Here is a 22,012-nt window from a genome sequence, read left to right on the forward strand (position 1 = left end):
AATCTCAATAACATTTACCCGTAATGAAAGAATTCAACACTTTGGTAAATCATAATAATGTTATGTTAACAAAAACGAATAGCAAAGTAATCTGTTTTGTTTGATTTAATCAATATTTAGGTCCAATGTATAAGATATAGGGTTTTAAAATAAATATTCATTTTACGTTAGGGAGTGTTTGATTAATGGGTATTTCGATTCAAAAATCAATTTATAAAAAGATACTAAAAAATTTAGCTACTGATCCGTTTAGTGTAACGTTTTGGGATGGTTCAGTGGTAAATTATAACGATGGAGTTGCTAAATTCCATTTAATTTTTAACAAACCGTTAAATAAAAAACTTCTAAAAACAAATCCCATGATTGCATTAGCTGAAGGCTATATGGATAAAGATATTGAAGTCGATGGGGATTTAGAATATATTATGGAATCCATTTTTTCACAACAAAGAAGTTTTATAAATAAACCTAAGCAAAAGCATGTGCATTCTCGAAAAAAATATAAAAATACTAAAAAAAATGCTAAAGAAAATGCTTCATTTCATTATGACTTAGGCAATGATTTTTATCGCTTATGGTTAGATAAAACGATGAATTATTCATGTGCATATTTTAAAACGAAAGCAGATTCGTTATATACCGCTCAAGTTAACAAGATTAACCATATATTAAAAAAGTTAAATTTACAGTCTGGCCAGAGTTTATTGGATATTGGATCTGGATGGGGACATCTTATTATTGAAGCTGCAAAACAATATAATGTTCAAACATTAGGTATTACATTAAGTGAAGAACAATATATCAAAACAAAAGAACGCATAAAAGCTGAAGGTTTGATTGGCCAGGTGGATGTTAAGTTAATGGATTATAGAGAACTTATTAATGAAAAAAGAACTTTTGATCGAATTGTAAGTGTAGGCATGTTAGAACATGTTGGGCATGATCATATTCCTATATTCATGGAAAATACACATAAGTTATTGAACGATGGCGGTGTTGCATTGTTACATTGTATTACTGGACTTGTTGAAGTAGAAGGTAACGACTTTCTCACTAAATATATTTTCCCCGGAGGTGCAATTCCTTCAATAAGAGCATTAATTGACAATATGTCACAAAATAACTTGAAAATTGTAGATGTAGAAAGCTTAAGAAGACATTACACTTTAACTTTACGTAACTGGGCAGAAAATTTTGAAGCAAATATAAATAAAGTACGCGAACAATTTGATGAGCGATTTATAAGAATGTGGCGTTTGTATTTAAATGCATGTGCGGCAAACTTCACATGTGGTGTTTCCGATTTGCACCAATTTTTAATCACAAAAGGTGTTAATAATGAACTTCCAATGACAAGAGATTATTTATACTGTGATAATTAATACAAAAATTTTGATAAATGGTGTTGAAACTTAATTTTCTGTTTTAACACCATTTATATTTATATAGTACTTAAAGTAATCGGAATTTATAGTTTACTTTATTTATGTTATGTAAACTATAAATATTACAGGTTTAATTAAAAACCATACAGTTAAAGAATATTGCGAGTAATGTTTGATAGCATTCTCGCTTATATTTTTAAAACTTATAATTATTTTAATAAAGCTATATCATTTTGAAGCGCTGAGAAGTCGATTTTTGAACGTTGAACTTCGTTTTTGTGTATCAATGTAGATATGATTGCAAATGAGCGAACAAAAATTTGTTTATAAATATGTTTATAAATATGTTATCGGTATTTAGATCTCTACAGTAAGATTATAAAAATTATATATTGAGCATTGCTGTTGAAAAATTAAGAGCAAATGAATGAAACTAAATACATATAATGATGATGACTAACATAGACATATTGAAATTGAAATTGTTGTTAATGTATGTTTTCAATTCATTTTAAACGTATAGATTTTGATGATTTATCAAAGCTGGATTAAGTAATACTTGGACTTTAATAAAGTAAGTGATAAATATCTTTTAAATAAGACGAAAATCGGCATACATATTTCAGTTAGCATTTTAGTTTACATAATATATATTATAGGAAGTTATGTATATTTTGATATAGGGCACCTATTTTGCATTAATTTATATTTTAGTTTCTGTTTAAATTAGATTATGAGTTATATTAATACTGTATTCATGACTGTAAATATCAAACGACCATGTGTCTTTATAGCCAGTAAGTTAGATTGTATGTTAAATATTTGCTGTAAATCTATAATTTATTATTGTTGATTTTGACGTAGTTATTTAACGTAATTAACAGATAATGTCATATAAAATATATGCCTTTATTAAATCAAATCGTAATTTTTTTGATTTAATAAAGGCAATATTATTATTGATTGTTCTTTACATAAACTTCAATTGAGTCTTTAATGAATTGAGCGGTGCCGGTTCCAAATTTATCAATATTTACTTTGAATCGTTCGTCTTCGACATACAAGTGACCTAAACGTTCAAAGATATCTAGTGTGTAATCAAAATTTATGTTTGAATTTAAATAATCATACCATTTTTGCACATTTGATTGGACTTCAACAGATTCTGGCGATTGACTTTTTAAATTGGCAAAAGTTGAAAAGATATCATTCATTTCTTTAGTTTTTACATCTTTTTCTTTATCTGACCATGAGTTGATATGCTCGTTCGCTTTCGTAACGGTAGTATCGCCCCACTTTTTACGTGCTTCTTCATCATAGCTTTTGGGTAAATTGTCAAAATTAAAACCCTTGAATTTTTCTTCATTTGTCATAGTTATTTCTCCCCTCATATAGCGTAACGTTTGATCGATTGTTTGAATCATTTGATCGGTTCGATTTTTTCGATCTATAAGCAATTGTTTGTGCATTTTTAAGGCTTCTTGTCTATCAAAGGATGGACTAGCAATGATTGATTTAATTTTTTTAAGAGGAAAATCTAGCTCTCTAAAAAATAATATTTGTTGTAGTTTATCTAAGTCTGCTTCTGAATATAGCCGATACCCCGATTTAGACAGTTTGGTAGGATTTAATAAATGAATTTCATCATAATAATGTAACGTACGCACACTGATACCTACTAAATCTGCAATCTGTTTAACTGTCATTTGCATTTAATTTACCTCCTTATATAATAACTATAATCTTTAACGGAACGTTAGGGTCAATAATAACTTTTTACATAATTTATAGCAGTATAAAAAAAGTCCCTGAGACAAAATATGTCTGGGACTTTTAACCATATTAATTGACGCAATTATTATGGGATTAATTTTCTATGTTACATTTAAATAATTATTTTCTTCTTTTAAACTCATGTGCTTCGTCTTCAGGTGAGATACCACGTTTTCGCATTTCTTTAAGCGCCTTTTTTTCTCGACGTTTACGTCTAAAGTCACGTGTGAAATACCAAATTAAAAAGCTCATGATTAAACTTAGTACCGCCATAAATGCAGCAAAACCTAATAATGGCTCGTAAGTAATATTTTCGAAATTAGGTATTAAGAATGCAGCAATAGCTAAAATTACAAATGTTAAAATAGCTGATGTAAACCATTTATTTAAAACAAGTGTACAGAATAATGTAACTATTATAACAGCTACCACTGTAATCCATAAAAAATTGGGTAAATCAAAAATAGTCATTTATAGCGCTCCTTATAAAAATCGACATATTTGTCATTATAACAATATTATTATACTAAACGAAATTATATATCATATCCATCTTGAATCGTATAATAATATATTAAAATATTGCTTCAATCACGTCAATTAACATTTGTTTTGTTCAAGTAGAAAGTTTGTTTTCTGATGCGAATTTAGCATATAAACGCACAATTGTATCTTACAAGGTGATTTCATGTATAATTAAAATTGAATTTATTATACATAACTAGGAGTGATTAAATGGCGGATACTTTACCACTTAGAAATGAAGTTTCTGATGAAATAACTTGGGACATTTCAGCTCTGTTTTCTTCCGATGAAGCATTTTATCAAACTTTAGAAAAAACAACAGCTGCTGCTAAAACATTTAATGAAAACTATGTTCATCAATTGGATAATCCTACTATAATTGAAAAGGCATTGGCTATATATTCTGATATCCTGATTGAATTAGATAAAATGGCAAATTATGCAGAGTTGAGATTAAGTGTTGATACAACAAATGAACAAGCACAAACATTAAGTGCTAAATTTTCAAATACGTTTGGGAAAATTGCGAGTGAATTATCATTTGTTGAGTCAGAAATATTGGCACTTTCAGATGAAACGTTCAAGCGTTTTATCTCAACATCTAAATACCCACATTTTTTGGAAAAATTAAAGACACGCAAACCTTATCAACTTAGTCCTGAAGTTGAAAAAACATTAGCAAGTTTATCATCAGTGTTTGAACGCCCTTTTGAATTATATGGTATCACGAAGATGTTAGATATAGAGTTTGACTCATTTGAATATAAAGGCAAAACATACTCTTTAGATTATGCTACTTTTGAAAATGAATATGAAGATCATCCAGAAGAAGCATTTAGAAGAATTAGTTTCAAAAAATTTAGCGATGCATTAAATAAGTATCAACATACAACTGCTGCGACATATAATATGCAAGTACAACAAGAAAAAATTGAAGCAGACTTACGCGGTTATGATTCTGTAATAGATTACCTATTACAAGATCAAGAAATTAATCGAGATATGTTTGATCGCCAAATTGATGTTATTATGAGTGATTTAGCACCTATTATGCAAAAATATGCAAAATTGATTAAACGTGTTCATGGCTTAGAAGTCATGCATTTTGAAGATTTAAAAATATCTATAGATCCTAATTACGAACCCGATATCTCTATTGAGGATTCTAAAAAGTATATTTATGGTGCATTAAATGTTTTAGGTAAAGATTATTTAAATATGGTTGAAACGGCCTATCAAGATAGATGGATAGATTTTGCTCAAAATAAAGGTAAAGATACTGGTGCGTATTGTGCAAGTCCATATGCTACACATTCATATATATTTATTTCTTGGACTGGAAAAATGACTGAAACCTTTGTTTTAGCACATGAATTAGGTCATGCTGGTCATTTTACCTTAGCACAAAGTCATCAAAATTATTTAGAATCAGAACCGTCCATGTATTTTGTAGAAGCACCATCGACAATGAATGAGATGCTAATGGCAAATTATTTATTCAAAAACAGTAGTGATGCTCAATTTAAGCGCTGGGTAATTGGTTCTATCGTTTCTAGAACTTATTATCACAATATGGTAACGCACTTACTAGAAGCAGCGTATCAACGCGAGGTATATAAAAAAGTTGATGATGGTGAATCATTGACTGCACCGTTATTGAATCGAATTATGTTGGATGTTTATTCTCAATTTTTTGGAGAAAGTGTTAAATTCACAAAAGGTGCAGAACTTACATGGATGAGACAACCACATTATTATATGGGATTATATTCGTATACGTATTCTGCTGGTTTAACAATTGGTACGGTAATGTCACAACGTATTCAACAAGAGGGACAACCTGCTGTGAATGATTGGTTAACTACATTGAAAGCAGGAGGTAGCCAATCACCTGCTGAATTAGCTCAATTAGCTGGTATTGATATTAGCACAGATCAACCACTAAAAGCGACAATTGCATATATAGGTAACTTGGTAGATGAGTTAGAACAACTTACAGATGAAATCGAGGCTGAAGATCAATAACTATAATATAAACAAAGATCTATCTTAAATATAAAGCACGATGCCGATAAAATAAGCAAATCCGGATTTCCAACTGGATGTAGCTAATATTCGACATCGTGCTATTTGTATTTAATCATATGATTCGTAACGTTCACCTGTGACAAAGTAAAAAATGCTTTCTGCAACATTGCTAATGTGGTCACCAATACGTTCTAAATGTCTAGCTGCTAGATGTGCTTGTCCTGCAACAAAAGGGTCGTTATCTATTAAATAAGTTGTGTTAACGATATTTTTATATAAATCATCTATATCTTCGTCACGTTCGATAATTTCCTTAATTAAAGTGACATCATCTCTTTTTACTGCATCATCTAAATCTTTTAACATTAATAATGCGAGTTTACCCATAGTATTCAATCTTGTAAGCACGTATTCATCGGTGATTTTAGCGCGTAATCTAATTTCGGCAATATTTGCGGCATTATCACCTATTCTTTCGAAATCAGAAGCGATTTTTAGTGCAGCCATCATTAATCTTAAATCAGTAGCAATAGGCTGTTGTTTAGTGATTAACATAATCACTTTTTCATTTATTTCTGTTTCTAAGGCATTAATATCCTTATCGTTCGCAATTGTTTGCCGCGCATAATTTCTATCCTCTTCACTTAACGATCTTAATGCATATTCAATATTATAATATACGTGAAGGCCAAGTCGACGTAAATCTTTCATTAATTCGTCTAATTGGCCTTCATATTTTTCTCTAATAACCATATCTTAACCGAAGCGACCAGAGATATAATCTTCTGTTTGTTTGTCTGAAGGATTAGAGAAGATTTTATCAGTGTCGTCGTATTCATTTACATAGCCGTTAAGGAAAAATGCTGTTTTATCAGAAACACGCGCAGCTTGTTGCATATTATGTGTAACAATAATAATTGAATATTTTTCTTTTAACTCTTGTACGAGTTCTTCTACTTTCAATGTTGAAATTGGATCCAACGCAGATGTTGGTTCATCCATTAAAATAACATCTGGTTCAATTGCTAATGTACGTGCGATACAAACACGTTGTTGTTGACCACCTGATAAGCTGTATGCATTTGTATCTAAGCGGTCTTTTAACTCATCCCATATTGCAGCGCCACGTAAAGACTTTTCGACAATTTCGTCAAGAATCTTTTTATTTTTAATACCATGTATTTTAGGTCCGTAAGTGATGTTATCATATATGGATTTTGGGAATGGGTTAGGTTGTTGGAAAACCATTCCAACATTTGTTCTTAATTTTTCAACAGAATATTTTTCATCAAAAATATTCTGATCACGGTAAATGATTTTACCTGCTGTTTTAACAGATGGCACAAGTTCTACCATTCTATTTAATGTTTTAATATAAGTAGATTTACCACAACCTGATGGTCCTATGATTGCAGTGACGTTATTTTCTAAAATATCTAGATTGATGTTTTTTAAAGCATGATTATCGCCATACCATAAATCTAAATTTTTTGTAGAATAGACTATTTTTTTCTCACTATCAGGAATTTTATTGTCATTTTTATTTGTTTCTCTATCAATCGATGCAATTGGTGCAGAATCTTGATTTGTATGTTCTGCGATTTTTGATTTTTCTTCTTTAATTGTATCTTTAGTCATAATTAAAACTCCTTTTGCGATTATGTTATAAACTATAAAGTTATAATTTTCCCCAAAATAACCGCTTAATTAAATTTGATTTTGAAATAACATTAATATTTTTTACTGTATTTGTTTCTTAAGAATATTGCGATTGCGTTCATTAGCAGTAAAATCACTAGCAAGACAATGATACCGGCCGACGCAACATTTTGGAATTCATCTTGTGGTAGTTTTGCCCAATTGTAAATCGACATTGGCAACGCTTGGAATTGGTCGAAAACACTTGATGGTAAACTTAATAATACGGTTGGTATACCAATGAGTATGAGTGGTGCAGTTTCACCTAATGCACGAGATAATGCTAGAATGAAGCCTGTTAATATACCAGGAATCGCTGCTGGTAATACAACACGGCGAATCGTTTGCCATTTGTTTCCGCCTAAGCCATATGAAGCTTCTCTAACAGAGCTTGGCACCGATCTGATGGCTTCTTGGCTTGCATCGATAATGACTGGTAAGATAAGTAACGACATAGTTAAAGCCGCAGCAAGTACAGAGTTACTTAAAGCAAGCGCTTCTATACCCATACCTCTTACAAAAATAGTGAGGCCAAGTAAACCAAAAACGACTGAAGGCACACCAGCTAAGTTTGAAATACTAACTTTAATAAAACTTGTTAATGCATTATCTTTAGCATATTCTTCTAAATAAATTGCTGTACCTACACCCAATATAATTGAAATTGGAATAATAGTAATCATTAACCAAATTGTACCGATTAAACCGCCTTTCACACCGGCCATTGAAGGCGTAGAAGATGAGAAATTGGTGAAGAACGACGGTGTTAAATGCCCTGCACCTTTAATGAGTGTATCTATAATTAAAGCAGCTAAAAAAAGTAAGGCTACTAAAGTACATGTGAAAAATGCCCATTTATTGAATTTATTTGTTGCTAACCTACTGGAAAGTTTTTTCTCAACTTTTTGTTGATTAACAAGCGCTTTAGTATTTGTCTCTGCCATATTAATACTCCTCTCTAAAGCGTTTCGTAATCCATTGTGAAATTAAATTCATCACAAGTGTGAATAAGAATAGTGTGAAACCAACAGCATAGATACTGTAATAGATATCAGAGCCAAATGTCGCATCTCCTGTTGCAACTTGTACAATATATCCAGTCATCGTTTGGATAGATCCGGTTAAATCTAATGAAGAACTTGGAGTACTACCTGCTGCAAGTGATACAATCATCGTTTCCCCGATTGCACGTGAGACAGCTAATACGATAGATGCCATAATACCTGAAGTAGCAGCTGGTAATATCACTTTTGTGGCAACTTCAAATTTTGTTGCGCCTAAACCAAGTGCACCTTCACGCATTTTATTTGGCACAGATGACATCGCGTCTTCACTCATGCTCGAAATTAGTGGAATAATCATAACGCCTACGACAATACCTGGACTAATTGAATTGAAACTACCTAATTCAGGAAATATTGCACGGAGTACAGGGGTAACAAATGTTAAAGCGAAAAAGCCGAAAACAATTGTTGGTATCCCAGATAATATTTCTAAAATCGGTTTTATTATTTTTCTCACTCTTGTAGAAGCATATTCACTTAAATATAAAGCAGCGCCTAATCCTAAAGGAACAGCAACAATTGTTGCAATAACTGTTATTTTAAGCGTACCTAAGATCAATGCCCAAATGCCATATTGTGGTGTTGATGAGAATGGATTCCAATCTTTGGAGAATAAAAACTCAGTAATTGGAACACGTGTAAAAAATGTAATGGTCTCTGTTAATAATGTAACGATTATCCCTACTGTTGCTAAAATTGAGCAAATTGCAATGATTCCCAGAATGATCGGTACAATTTTATCGCTAATACCTTTTTTCTTAGCATTGTTTTTAGCAATCATTTCACTAACAGAAGTATTCTGATTAGCCATGTAAATACCCTTCTTTCTTATAGACTCCCAATATTTAAAATAAAAGTCGGGATTGTTCATCATCTAGTGTTGAGCAACATAGCGATTTTCACTATATTGTTAAACGCTAGATAAATTGAACTTGGAAGTAGATAGATAACTTAATCATGCTATTTGTCTATCTACTTCCTGAATCCCAACTTTAAAATTGCTATTATGTTTATTTATCTTCTTTTTTGCTGTCTTTTTTGTCGCTATCTTTACCAATGATGTCTTTTAATTTGCTTTGTTGTTCAGTGTAATCTTTTTCAGGTAAGGCAACAAATCCTGCGTCTTCAGCTGATTTTCCTTTATCCTTCATGACAAATTTCATGAAGTCTTGGAATCCTTCATTATCTTTTAATTTTTTCTCGTTAGTGTAGATATAAAGTGGTCTACTTAATGCGTAAGAACCATCTTGAATTGTTTTCTTAGTTGGTTCAGTTAATTGACCATTTTCATCTTTGATTTTAACTTCTTTTAGCTTGTCTTTATTTTGTTTATAGAAGTTATAACCAAAATAGCCGACACTATCTTTATTTTTCTCTACTGACTGAACAATTGTATTTGTATCAGCATTTTTCTCTGCTTTAATATCTTTTTTGTCCATAATTTCTTCAGAGAAGAAATCGTAAGTACCGTGAGATTGGTCAGGAGAAAATGCTTTGATTTCTTTGTCTGGCCATTTTGAATTAACGTCTTTCCATGTTTTTGCTTTGCCTGAGTAGATTTCATTTAATTGTTCTTTAGTAAGTTCATCTACAAAGTCGTTATCTTTATTTACAGTAATTGTCACACCATCTTGAGCAACTTTAAACTCATCATATTTAATACCTTTATCATCTAATTTTTTCTTTTCTTCGTCTTTTATAGGTCTAGATGCATTTGAGAAATCAGTGCTGCCTGAAATGAATTTTTCAAAACCGCCACCAGTTCCAGCTGTACCATTAGATACAGTTACATCTGAATTATCTTTTGCGAATTTTTCATTTAATTTTTCAATGATTGGACCTACAGTAGATGAACCATCACCTTTAACTTCTCCACTTCCTTTACCAGAATCGCTATTTCCACCGCCACAAGCTCCTAATAAAAGTGAAGCGCCGATTACAGTAGTACCAAATAATTGCCATTTTTTCATTGAAACATCCTCCTAATAAGTGAATAACCCAAAAGTTATATGTATTTCTTACAGTTCCTATACTACACACCTTTTATTAAATACAAATATAGATAATGTAAATCTTTTGTTAAGTATTTATTGACCTCATTTACAAAATTCACAATAAGAGATTCTATGTATGTTATGATTTTTGAAATGTTGATATGACGGTATTTGTAAAAATATAAATATTACAAAACACGTTTGTTTTGTAATATAAAAACAAAAAAATCCTGTACTACACAACGATTTATGTAGTACAGGATAAATTTAATTTATAAGTATCTAAACACTATTTTATATAGTAGAAACTAATCTTCGACTCTACTCCAACCTTTATTAGTTAATGCAATTTTACCAGTTTCAATAGTTATAATTTTGTTTTTATATAAATGGCCAATTGCGCGCTTAAATGCACCCTTACTCATATTGAATACTTCTTTAATCGCTTCAGGACTTGATTTATCCCAAAATGGAAGCTCACCATCATATTCTACGAGTAAATTAAAAATATGTTGACCATCTTCGTCAAGTCTTTCATGTGCAAATGGTAAAAATGAACCGTTAAGCTCCCCTTTTTCATTATGTCCGATGATACGAACTTCTAGTTTTTCACCTAAACGAGGTTCAGATTTACGTTCAGATTCATGTACGAATATTTTATGGCCATCTTTGGATAGCATAAAGCTTCCGACTCTTAAAACTCTGTATGGTCTTGCTTCAATAACTTTATTTTGTAATGTATCATCGTGTACTGGCGTGTACATTGAATCAACAATTGTCTCAGTTGCTAATCGAGCATACATATTATTCTCACTATCAATACGCAAAGTAACTAATAATTCATCACCTTGTGTCGGCCATACATCTTTGACTTTTGGTAAATCTATCCATGGAATTAAAACTTCTCTTGGAAGACCTACATCGACATGTGCACCATCTCGGTCGGTTTTTAATACTTTCACAAAATCATATTTGCTAGTAGTAATGTCTGGCATGTTTTGTGTCGCAAACAATGCACCTGATCTATTAGGATAAATGAAGAAACTATATTCCTCGCCTATCGTTAACTCGTCTTCTTCATTAACTTCTGATTGATTGAGTTTAACTTCTTCTCCGTTTGGTCCTTGTAACTTGTAAGTAGATCCTTCTAATCCAACGACTTCAAGAAATTCAATGGAACCTACAATATTTTTCTCTTCTTGGGCCATACTGTTCTCCTTCGTACTTAAATTTATTCTTAACTATTATAACATGCTATAAAGAAACAAGCATCACCTCATTGTGAATGGTCGAAACTCCTTCTTAAGTGTGTTATAATTTGTCCGGTAGATTAACGTAAAGGAGCAAATGCATGTTACAAGTTACTGATGTAAGTTTACGGTTTGGTGATCGTAAATTATTCGAGGATGTAAATATTAAATTTACAGAAGGAAATTGTTATGGTTTGATTGGAGCCAACGGTGCTGGAAAATCAACATTTTTAAAGATTTTATCTGGTGAGTTGGATGCACAATCAGGTCATGTATCTATGGGAAAAGACGAACGTTTAGCAATCTTAAAACAGGATCACTTTGCTTATGAAGATGAACGTGTAATAGATGTTGTGATTAAAGGTCATGAACGTTTATATGAAGTAATGAAAGAAAAAGATGAGATTTATATGAAACCAGATTTCAGTGATGAAGATGGAATCAGGGCTGCAGAATTAGAAGGCGAATTTGCTGAAATGGACGGTTGGAATGCCGAAGCAGATGCAGGTTCTTTATTATCTGGATTGGGTATATCTGCTGATTTACAAGATAAAAAAATGGCTGAATTAGAAAATAATCAAAAAGTAAAAGTATTATTAGCTCAAAGTTTATTCGGCAAGCCCGATGTACTCCTACTTGATGAACCGACCAACGGTTTAGATATACCTGCGATAAGCTGGTTAGAAGATTTCTTAATTAACTTTGAAAATACAGTAATTGTGGTATCACATGACCGACACTTTTTAAATAATGTATGTACACATATTGCAGACTTAGATTATGGAAAAATAAAAGTTTATGTTGGTAACTATGATTTCTGGTATCAATCAAGTCAATTAGCAATGAAAATGGCACAAGAGCAAAATAAGAAAAAAGAAGAAAAAATTAAAGAGTTGCAAGATTTCGTTGCTCGTTTCTCTGCAAATGCATCTAAATCTAAACAAGCAACAAGTCGTAAAAAACAACTAGAAAAAATTGAATTAGACGATATTCAACCTTCTTCACGCCGTTATCCATACGTAAAATTCACGCCAGAACGTGAAATTGGTAATGACTTGCTATTTGTGGAAAATGTATCAAAAACGATTGATGGTAATAAGGTGTTAGACAATATTTCATTCACAATGAACCCTAATGATAAAGCGGTTTTAATTGGAGATAGTGAAATTGCGAAAACTACTTTACTTAAAATACTTGCAGGTGAAATGGATCCAGACGAAGGATCAGTAAAATGGGGTGTCACAACTTCTCGCAGTTACTTCCCTAAAGATAACTCTGACTACTTTGAAGGTGTAGATATGAATTTAGTTGATTGGTTACGTCAATATGCACCTGAAGATGAACAAACTGAAACATTCTTAAGAGGTTTCTTAGGTCGTATGTTATTTAGTGGCGAAGAAGTTAAGAAAAAAGCTAGTGTTTTATCTGGTGGAGAGAAAGTACGCTGTATGTTAAGTAAAATGATGTTATCTAGCGCAAATGTTCTATTGCTAGATGAACCAACAAACCACTTAGACTTAGAAAGTATTACTGCAGTAAACGATGGTTTGAAAAATTTCAAAGGTTCTATGATTTTCACATCTTATGACTTTGAATTTATCAATACAATTGCAAACCGAGTAATTGACTTAAACCCTACTGGTGGTTTATCAAAAGAAATATCTTATGAAGCTTATTTACAAGAAACTGGTGTATTAAGTAAATAACCCTTTAAAAATACAAAGCGATATATAAAGTATCATATTGAATTGATGATACGTATTGTATATTTCAAAAATTCAGATTGTAAATCGCGTTATTAAAAATAAATGCAAAATATTATCAATGATTGAAATCATACGTTAAAAGCTGAGATATTAACATATCTTAGCTTTTTTATTTATAGTAACTTCCTCCCTACGAGTCTAAATATTAGGCATAAATGGTTAAGCATAATATAATCAAATACATATTTCGTTATGGAGGTATGCAAATGAAACAGTTAAATATGTTAGATGGACAAGTAATTCCTCAAATTGGTTTTGGTACATATAAGTTAAATGGCGCGCATGGCACACATGCGATTGTGAATGCCTTAGAACAAGGTTATCGTTTGTTAGATACTGCCTATAATTATGAGAATGAAGGTACTGTAGGTAAAGCAATCGAGATGAGTGGAGTTTCACGTGAACAAATTATGATTACTTCAAAATTACCTGGTCGTTATCAAACTTACGACGATGCACTGACTGCAATTCAGGAATCAATTTATCGTCTAGGTGTAGATTATCTTGATTTATATTTAATTCACTGGCCTAATCCCAAACAAGGAAAGTATGTTGAAGCTTGGCGAGCAATGATTGCAGCACAAAAAGCTGGCTTAATAAAATCAATTGGTGTATGTAACTTTTTACCAGAACATATCGATACACTACAACAAGAAACTGGCGTTTTGCCAGTTGTGAACCAAATTGAGTTACATCCATACTTCAATCAAGAAGCATTGGTTCAGTACAATACTTCTAAAGGAATTGTTACTCAAGCTTGGAGTCCATTAGGTCGTGCTTCTAGTGTTATCAATGATGAAAACCTTGTGGAAATTGCCACAAAACATAATAAAACTATTCCTCAAGTTATATTAAAATGGCATGTTCAAAATGGTGTTGTACCTATTCCGAAATCTACGACAGTATCAAGACAATTACAAAATATTGATATTTTTGATTTTTCCCTTGATAATAATGACATTGAGAAAATCAACGCATTAACACGTGTAGATGGTAGACGTAAAGACCAAGATCCAGCCATATATGAAGAATTTTAAAGAAAAAGCTCATAAATTTTAAAAGTTTAATATTTTAGTTCTTTTTAAAAGTATATAAATTACACTTAATTAGCAAAACGTTTATAAAAACGTTTAATTTTTCAGTAAATTTAAAAAACTTTGTAAAAGCGGTTTACAGTACATATAAGCATATGTATAATATGATTCATAAACAAAAATTAAATAAGTTTTGATGAGGCGCATCAATCATTAGTAAATTTTAGAAGAACCTGTCTGCTAGCAGCTAATTTTGAAAGGGTGAGATGCCGAAACAGTTATAATAGCAGCTTATAACAAGTTGGACTTTATGGTTAAGAGCTAAGAGTCTGTCATTATTTTAAAATAATGGAGTGCATCACTTGTATATAAATTATAGAACAGGTTCGCATTCCGGACTTGTTCTTTTTTATATCACTGTGATTCTCCCCTATCAAATGAGGAGGATATGGAATTGGAAAGAAGTGTTTTGAAATTTGGAGGTTCTTCAGTAAGTGATTTTACTAAAATTAAAAATATAGCAGGCATGTTAAAAACAAGAGTTGAGGAAGGTGAGCAACTTATCGTTGTTGTAAGTGCAATGGGTAAAACAACAGATGAGCTGATGGCTAATGTTTCAACACTTACTACGACACCAAAAGATCAAGAATTGGCCCTGTTATTAACAACTGGTGAACAACAGACCGTTTCCTATTTATCGATGGTATTAAATGACATCGGTATAAATGCAAAAGCGATGACTGGATATCAAGCAGGAATCAAAACGGTTGGTCATCATTTAAAAAGTAAAATTGCTGAAATCGACCCAAGTACATTTGAACAAGCTTTTGAAAGTAACGATGTACTAGTGGTAGCAGGATTTCAAGGGGTAAATGATGAATTAGAAGTAACTACCTTAGGTCGTGGTGGCTCAGATACCACTGCTGTAGCTTTAGCTGCAAGTAACCAAACGACTTGTGAGATATACACTGATGTAGATGGTGTATATGCGACTGACCCACGGGTTTACAAAGATGCGAAACGTCTGTCGTATGTTTCGTATGAAGAAATGATGGAAATGAGCGCTTTAGGTGCAGGCGTACTTGAAACGAGAAGCGTTGAATTAGCGAAAAATTATAACATCCCCTTGTATTTAGGAAGAACTTTATCAAATGTGAAAGGAACATGGATTATGTCACAAGCAGAATTATTAGAAAAAAAAGCAGTTACTGGTGTTGCATTAGATAAACATATGCAACATGTTACAATTAGTTATCCCCTACCGGATAATAGATTACTGACAGATTTATTCAACCATTTAGAAGAAGGATCAGTCAATGTCGATATGATTTCTCAAATCGTTAATTTGGAAGGGTTACAAATGTCTTTCACGATAAAAGATACAGATGCTGTTCAAATAACAAACATCTTAGATGACTTAAAAGAAAGGTTTAATGCTTTAGACTTCAAGATAAATGAGGGATACGTTAAACTTTCATTAATTGGTTCTGGTATGAGAGATATGTCTGGTGTTGCTTCAAAAGCATTTATAACATTGATTGAAAATGATATAGCATTTTATCAAACCACTACATCCGAAATAAGTATTTCATGTGTAATAGATTCTGAAAATGGTGAACGCGCAGTTCATGCCTTGTATCAAACTTTTGATATCTGAATTTTCTAAATATAATTAATTTTAGCAAACTTATTAAAATGAAAATGGAGTGTATAATATATGACAAAATTAGCAATAGCAGGCGCAACTGGTTTAGTTGGAAGAAAAATGTTAGAAACAGTAGATTGTAAAAACATATCATTTGATGAATTAGTATTGTTTTCTTCAGCACGTTCAGCAGGAGAAAAAATTGAATTTCAAGGCAAAACATATACGGTTAAAGAATTAACTGAAGAAGCTGCAAGTGAACATTATGACTATGTTTTAATGAGTGCCGGTGGAAGTACCAGCGCCCATTTCTCCCCTATTTTTGAACAAGCTGGTGCCATTGTTATTGATAATTCTAGTCAATGGAGAATGGCAGATGACATTGATTTAATTGTACCTGAAGTTAATGAACCTGTATTAAAAAGAAAAATCATCGCTAATCCAAATTGCTCTACTATTCAATCGGTTGTACCTTTAAAAGTATTGCAAGAAGCATTTGGATTAGAACGTGTAGCTTATACAACATATCAAGCTGTTTCAGGGTCTGGTGTAAAAGGCAGACAAGATTTATCTGAAGGTGCGAATGGTAAAGCACCTGAAGCATATCCACATCCTATTTATAATAATGTTTTACCACATATCGATAGTTTTTTAGAAAATGGGTATACAAAAGAAGAACAAAAAATGATTGATGAGACAAGAAAAATTTTAAAAGATGAAGATTTGAAAGTAACAGCAACTTGTGTGCGTGTGCCTGTTCAAGATAGTCACAGTGTGCATATGAGCGTTACGCTTGAAAGCGAAAGTTCAGTACAAGCAATTCAGCAGCTTTTTGACAATGACGGACGTGTCGTACTGATTGATAATCCAGAACAAAATGAATATCCACTAGCGATAAATGCAACTGGTAAGGATGAAATATTTGTTGGTAGAATTCGTCGAGATGATTCGTTAGATAATACTTTCCATGTTTGGTGTACTTCAGATAACTTACTAAAAGGTGCAGCTTTAAATGCAGTACAAGTTTTAGAACAAGTAATGAGTTTGAAAGGAGTAAGATAAAATGGGATATATTTTTGAAGGTGTAGGTGTTGCTTTGACAACACCTTTCACACACAACGAAGTTGATTTAAATGCCCTTAGAAGACATGTAAAATATTTATTAGAAAATAATGCGAAATGTATCGTGGTTAATGGTACAACAGCCGAAAACCCTACATTAACTGATGAAGAAAAAGATCAAGTATTAGAGACGGTTGTTAATTATGTAGATGGCAAAGTACCAGTGATTGCTGGCACAGGTACGAATAATACTCAAAAATCTATTCAAGCTTCAGTACGTGCGAGAGAAATTGGCGCAGATGGTATTATGTTAATCACGCCTTACTACAATAAAACAAATCAACGTGGATTGATTGAACACTTTACAACGATAGCTAATGCAGTAAAATTACCTGTCATTTTGTATAATGTACCTTCACGTACGAATATGACTATTAATCCAGAAACGGTTGAAACATTAAGTGATAATGAATATATTGTAGCGATAAAAGATGCTACTAATGATTTTGAATATATGGATGAATTGAAAAAACGTTTAGATTTAAATCATTTTGCTTTGTATAGCGGTAATGATGATAATGTGGTAGATTATTTTGAAAAAGGTGGTAACGGTGTCATTTCTGTCGCTGCAAATGTAATTCCTAATGCATTCCAGTCATTATTCGATGCAAAACAAAGTGGAAAAGATATCAATTCACAATTTCAACCTATACAAACGCTATTAGATGCATTAGCTGTTGATGTTAACCCTATTCCTATCAAAGCATTAACAGCCGTTGAAGGGTTTGGTAATTATGAAGTACGCCTTCCACTAGTGAAACTGCAAGATGCAGAACGTCAAACGTTAGAAGAAGCATACGAACAATTTAAAGCAGGTGACAATACATGAACATTGTTTTAATAGGCTATGGTGCCATGAATCAACGTGTAGCAAGATTAGCTGAAGCAAAAGGACATCAAATTGAAGGTGTGATTGTACCTAATTCATCTAAATCATACCCTTATCCAACGTTCCAACGTATTTCAGACGTTAAAGATGCCGATGTTGCAATTGATTTTTCAAATCCAGAGTTATTGTTGCCTTTATTAGATGATGAATTTAATTTGCCATTAGTTATCGCAACAACTGGAGAAAAAGAAAAAATTATTGCAAAATTAAAAGAATTAAGTAGTAAAATGCCAGTATTTTTCAGTGCAAATATGAGTTATGGAGTTCATGCTTTAACTAAAATTTTGGAAGCTGCGGTTCCCCTACTTCAAGATTTTGACATTGAACTAACTGAAGCACATCATAATAAAAAAGTGGACGCACCTAGTGGTACATTAGTAAAGCTTTATGATGTCATTGAGTCATTACGTGAAAAAACAACGCCAGTATACGACAGACATGAGTTAGATGAAAAACGTACACAAGATGAAATTGGTATCCATTCAATTCGTGGTGGTACGATTGTTGGTGAACATGATGTGTTATTTGCAGGTACTGATGAAACAATAGAAATCACCCATCGTGCTCAATCAAAAGATATTTTTGCCAATGGAGCGATTGGTGCAGCAGAAAAATTAATTAATAAATCAAATGATTTTTATACATTTGATAATTTATAACTTTTAAGGAGCGAAAAAATTATGGTACAACATTTAACGGCAGAAGAAATTATTCAATATATAAGTGATGCGAAGAAATCTACACCTCTTAAAGTTTATGTGAATGGTAAGTTCGATAAAGTAATATTTCCTGATAACTTTAAAGTATTTGGCGGACCTGACTCTAAAGTAATCTTTTGTGAAGCGGATGATTGGAAACAATTTTATGAAAAAAATCAATCAGCGATTGATGAATTAGAAGTTGAGATGGATCGTCGTAATTCAGCAATTCCATTAAAAGATTTAACCAATACGAATGCACGTATAGAACCTGGTGCATTTATTCGTGAACAAGCTACGATTGAAGATGGTGCAGTGATTATGATGGGTGCTACGATCAATATTGGTGCTGTAGTCGGCGAAGGAACGATGGTTGACATGAACGCAACACTTGGTGGTCGTGCTACTACAGGTAAAAACGTTCACGTTGGAGCTGGTGCAGTATTAGCTGGCGTAATTGAACCGCCTAGTGCATCACCTGTGATCATTGAAGATGACGTACTCATTGGTGCAAATGCTGTAATACTTGAAGGTGTTCGCGTTGGCGAAGGCTCTATTGTTGCAGCTGGTGCAATCGTTACGCAAGATGTCCCTGCCGGCTCTGTGGTTGCTGGAACACCAGCAAAAGTAATTAAGCAAACAAGTGAAGTTGAAGATTCAAAAAGAGAAATCGTTTCAGCACTAAGAAAATTAAACGATTAATACTGAATTAAGAAGATAGATCATAAAAACTGAATTTTTAATATTTGTAGGAGGTTTTAGACGATATAACATTTTATTACTAATGTATTCATTTATTATTAATGTATATATTAATTTGTAACTATAAAATCGTCTAACCTCCTTTTTATACATAAATAAGCATTTTTTATATTAATACATATTAAAATAACTAAAAGGATTTGATTTTAATGAATGAGATAGAATTTGTTACAACGCATAGACGTCATTTGCATCAACATCCAGAATTAAGCCTCCATGAATTTGAAACCACTAAATATATTGCTGCATTTTTAGATGAACTTGGTGTCCAATACGATCGTCCATTGGAAACAGGTTTGATTGCTTATCTACCAGGTAATGGTAATCATACGATTGCTTATCGCGCAGACATAGATGCTTTGCCTATCTATGAAGAAAATGATGTCTCTTATCGAAGTGAAACAGATCATGTCATGCACGCATGTGGACATGATGGGCATACAACTGCATTAATGTTATTTGTTAAACGTTGTAAGTCTATGGCTGATCAAGGCACATTGCCTCAAAATATTGTATTTATCTTTCAACCAGCTGAAGAAACAGGAGGTGGCGCAAACCGTTTAATCCGTGCAGGCGCTTTTGATAAATACCCTATCGAAGCTATATTTGGTATCCACGTGATGCCTTTTGAAGATGAAGGTCGAGTTGTAATTCGTGATGAAGAAATTACAGCAAGTGCTACAGAGTATCGTTTTTATTTAACTGGTCTATCAAGTCATGTTGCAGATAAAGAACAAGGACATTCTGCTGGAGAAGCGCTGCAGCATGTTTTAAGTCAAGTGGGTCAGATACAACAATTCCATTTAAATGGCTTAAAGAGAAATATTGTACATATGGGTCATTTTGAAGCCGGAGAAGCCATAAACACAGTACCAAGCAATGGCTATTTAGAAGGCACTATTAGAACTTATGATGTCCATGATTTGGAAACTGTGAAACTGCAAATGCACAAAATTGCTGAAAGTGTAAAATTGTTATTTGACGTTGATTGTGAAGTGAAATTTGAAGAAGGCTATCCACCAACATATAATTCACCTGAATTACGTAAACATATTGAAAATGGTCTCAACATTGCTAACTTAAAAATAGTTGATAAACCTACACCTTACTTATTTGGCGAGGATTTCAGCTTTTATAGTCAACTTGCACCTAGTTATTTTATTTTTGTCGGTGTACGAGACGAGACAAAAGGTTTTGTCACAGGTTTGCATACTGCCCTTTTAAATTTTAATGAACATATGTTGATTAAAATTGCAGATTATTATGAAGCGATTTTAAAATCCTATAGTGAGGTGGAATCACAATGACCGCAGTTTGGTTTGTTGACACTCAACGATTTTACAATAATGTGCTTAAAGTAATCCAAAACAATCAAATTATGGCAGTAGTTAAAAATAATGCCTATCATTATGGTTTGGAGTTTGCAGTACAGCAATTTTTAGAAGCTGGTATTAATACTTTTAGTACGACATCCCTAAGAGAAGCAGTTCGCATAAGACAATTAGCCCCTAATGCAACGATTTTCTTAATGAATGCAGTATATGAATTTGATAAAGTGCGAGATTATCAAATTCAAATGACCCTACCCTCGTTAAATTTCTATTATGAACATATTGAAGATTTACAAGGTATTCAAGTTCATTTAGAATTTGAAAATTTACTGCATCGCTCAGGTTTGAAGAGTATAGATGAAATAAAAGAAGTGTTGCACCATCATATGAAAGATGAAAGTAAAGATAAAATGCGTATTACAGGTTTATGGACTCACTTTGGATATGCAGATGAATTTGATGTATCAGAATATCATAAAGAGCGTAAAGCTTGGTTAGAGATTGTTGACGCATTATTAGACGAAGGTTATCACTTTGAAATGATACATGCACAAAACAGTGCAAGTTATTATAGGGAAAACGGTGTGTTTGATAACCATACACATGCGCGCGTTGGCATTGCGCTTTACGGTTCTAGACCTTATCAAACGATTGATGTAAATGAGATTGAACAATCACTGACCGTTAAAGGTAATGTTATCCAAGTTCGTGAAGTAAATGAGGGTGATTATTGTGGCTATAGTTTTGCATTCGAAGCTACGCATAATCACACAAAATTAGCAGTAGTTGATATTGGCTATGGAGATGGTATTCTTAAATCAAGAGCAAAACATGAGGCACTTATCAACGGCAAGCGTTACCCTATTCGTGCGTTGATGATGAGCCATATGTTTGTTGAAGTTGATAACAACGTGCATGCACAAGATGAAGTAATATTATATAATAATGATATTCGTGTTGACGAGTTTACATTTAAAGGTGTTGGCGCGAATTCTGAACAATTAAGTGCAATGAATCACGACTCACTAATAAAGGAGTATAGATAAAT

General features: G+C 32.5%; 19 protein-coding genes and 1 riboswitch. Of the genes, 11 read left to right on the forward strand and 8 right to left on the reverse strand.

Annotated elements, in window-relative coordinates; translation table 11 throughout:
- Window positions 1-185 precede the first annotated feature (185 nt).
- The gene (locus tag KA830_RS08305) at window positions 186-1,382 is read left to right on the forward strand and encodes an SAM-dependent methyltransferase (protein ID WP_204180033.1); all 1,197 of its coding nucleotides are present in this window, start codon (window positions 186-188) and stop codon (window positions 1,380-1,382) included.
- Window positions 1,383-2,341: 959 nt separating this feature from the next.
- Here the strand turns inward: KA830_RS08305 and KA830_RS08310 are convergent.
- Together KA830_RS08310 and KA830_RS08315 are read right to left on the reverse strand one after the other, a co-directional pair.
- Window positions 2,342-3,097 carry a MerR family transcriptional regulator gene (locus tag KA830_RS08310; RefSeq protein ID WP_064208979.1) on the reverse strand — a complete coding sequence of 252 codons (756 nt, stop codon included), beginning with the start codon at window positions 3,095-3,097 and terminating at the stop codon, window positions 2,342-2,344.
- A gap of 181 nt (window positions 3,098-3,278) precedes the next feature.
- Window positions 3,279-3,629 carry a hypothetical protein gene (locus KA830_RS08315; RefSeq protein ID WP_070038133.1) on the reverse strand — a complete coding sequence of 117 codons (351 nt, stop codon included), beginning with the start codon at window positions 3,627-3,629 and terminating at the stop codon, window positions 3,279-3,281.
- A 264-nt stretch (window positions 3,630-3,893) separates the two neighbouring features.
- On the opposite strand from KA830_RS08315, the gene pepF reads away from it, so the two are divergent.
- Window positions 3,894-5,708 (forward strand): oligoendopeptidase F, encoded by a 1,815-nt coding sequence (gene pepF, locus KA830_RS08320; RefSeq protein ID WP_204180032.1) that lies wholly within the window; start codon window positions 3,894-3,896, stop codon window positions 5,706-5,708.
- Window positions 5,709-5,819: 111 nt separating this feature from the next.
- On the opposite strand, the gene phoU is transcribed toward pepF, so the two are convergent.
- The 6 genes from phoU to cvfB form a co-directional block, all read right to left on the reverse strand.
- Complete coding sequence (gene phoU / locus KA830_RS08325; protein WP_046208305.1) at window positions 5,820-6,464, reverse strand: phosphate signaling complex protein PhoU; 645 nt, start codon at window positions 6,462-6,464, stop codon at window positions 5,820-5,822.
- Between the two features lie 3 nt (window positions 6,465-6,467).
- The gene (pstB, locus tag KA830_RS08330) at window positions 6,468-7,349 is read right to left on the reverse strand and encodes a phosphate ABC transporter ATP-binding protein PstB (RefSeq protein WP_046208304.1); all 882 of its coding nucleotides are present in this window, start codon (window positions 7,347-7,349) and stop codon (window positions 6,468-6,470) included.
- 92 nt (window positions 7,350-7,441) lie between these two features.
- A complete protein-coding gene (pstA, locus tag KA830_RS08335; protein WP_210134178.1) occupies window positions 7,442-8,353 on the reverse strand; it encodes a phosphate ABC transporter permease PstA in 912 nt (303 codons plus the stop codon).
- A 1-nt stretch (window position 8,354) separates the two neighbouring features.
- Window positions 8,355-9,284 (reverse strand): phosphate ABC transporter permease subunit PstC, encoded by a 930-nt coding sequence (gene pstC, locus KA830_RS08340; protein WP_046208303.1) that lies wholly within the window; start codon window positions 9,282-9,284, stop codon window positions 8,355-8,357.
- Window positions 9,285-9,483: 199 nt separating this feature from the next.
- Window positions 9,484-10,443 carry a PstS family phosphate ABC transporter substrate-binding protein gene (locus KA830_RS08345; RefSeq protein WP_046208302.1) on the reverse strand — a complete coding sequence of 320 codons (960 nt, stop codon included), beginning with the start codon at window positions 10,441-10,443 and terminating at the stop codon, window positions 9,484-9,486.
- 332 nt (window positions 10,444-10,775) lie between these two features.
- Window positions 10,776-11,675: an RNA-binding virulence regulatory protein CvfB gene (gene cvfB / locus KA830_RS08350; protein ID WP_046208301.1), complete on the reverse strand. Its 900-nt coding sequence runs from the start codon at window positions 11,673-11,675 to the stop codon at window positions 10,776-10,778.
- A 143-nt stretch (window positions 11,676-11,818) separates the two neighbouring features.
- On the opposite strand from cvfB, the gene KA830_RS08355 reads away from it, so the two are divergent.
- The 9 genes from KA830_RS08355 (at window position 11,819) to KA830_RS08395 (ending at window position 22,010) form a co-directional block, all read left to right on the forward strand.
- Window positions 11,819-13,423, forward strand: coding sequence for an ABC-F family ATP-binding cassette domain-containing protein (locus KA830_RS08355; protein WP_046208300.1), 1,605 nt, complete (start codon window positions 11,819-11,821; stop codon window positions 13,421-13,423).
- A 266-nt stretch (window positions 13,424-13,689) separates the two neighbouring features.
- Entirely contained in the window at window positions 13,690-14,520 is an 831-nt protein-coding gene (locus KA830_RS08360) for an aldo/keto reductase (protein WP_073342151.1), read from the forward strand.
- Window positions 14,521-14,705: 185 nt separating this feature from the next.
- Window positions 14,706-14,884, forward strand: a riboswitch (Lysine riboswitch).
- An 81-nt stretch (window positions 14,885-14,965) separates the two neighbouring features.
- Window positions 14,966-16,174, forward strand: a complete 1,209-nt coding sequence (locus KA830_RS08365; RefSeq protein ID WP_204180030.1) for an aspartate kinase — start codon at window positions 14,966-14,968, stop codon at window positions 16,172-16,174.
- Window positions 16,175-16,234: 60 nt separating this feature from the next.
- Window positions 16,235-17,224: an aspartate-semialdehyde dehydrogenase gene (locus KA830_RS08370; protein WP_204180029.1), complete on the forward strand. Its 990-nt coding sequence runs from the start codon at window positions 16,235-16,237 to the stop codon at window positions 17,222-17,224.
- A gap of 1 nt (window position 17,225) precedes the next feature.
- Window positions 17,226-18,113, forward strand: coding sequence for a 4-hydroxy-tetrahydrodipicolinate synthase (gene dapA / locus KA830_RS08375; RefSeq protein ID WP_204180028.1), 888 nt, complete (start codon window positions 17,226-17,228; stop codon window positions 18,111-18,113).
- On the forward strand, window positions 18,110-18,832 hold the full coding sequence (gene dapB / locus KA830_RS08380; protein ID WP_046208295.1) for a 4-hydroxy-tetrahydrodipicolinate reductase: 723 nt from the start codon (window positions 18,110-18,112) through the stop codon (window positions 18,830-18,832). Before dapA ends, dapB begins: the two co-directional genes overlap by 4 nt.
- A 21-nt stretch (window positions 18,833-18,853) precedes the next feature.
- On the forward strand, window positions 18,854-19,573 hold the full coding sequence (dapD, locus tag KA830_RS08385) for a 2,3,4,5-tetrahydropyridine-2,6-dicarboxylate N-acetyltransferase (RefSeq protein WP_046208294.1): 720 nt from the start codon (window positions 18,854-18,856) through the stop codon (window positions 19,571-19,573).
- A 209-nt stretch (window positions 19,574-19,782) separates the two neighbouring features.
- Window positions 19,783-20,940 (forward strand): amidohydrolase, encoded by a 1,158-nt coding sequence (locus KA830_RS08390; RefSeq protein WP_204180027.1) that lies wholly within the window; start codon window positions 19,783-19,785, stop codon window positions 20,938-20,940.
- Entirely contained in the window at window positions 20,937-22,010 is a 1,074-nt protein-coding gene (locus tag KA830_RS08395) for an alanine racemase (RefSeq protein ID WP_204180026.1), read from the forward strand. Before KA830_RS08390 ends, KA830_RS08395 begins: the two co-directional genes overlap by 4 nt.
- Window positions 22,011-22,012: the final 2 nt, after the last annotated feature.

This window comes from Staphylococcus sp. GDY8P119P (assembly GCF_017892075.1).
In the GTDB taxonomy this organism is placed as follows: Bacteria; Bacillota; Bacilli; order Staphylococcales; family Staphylococcaceae; genus Staphylococcus; species Staphylococcus ureilyticus.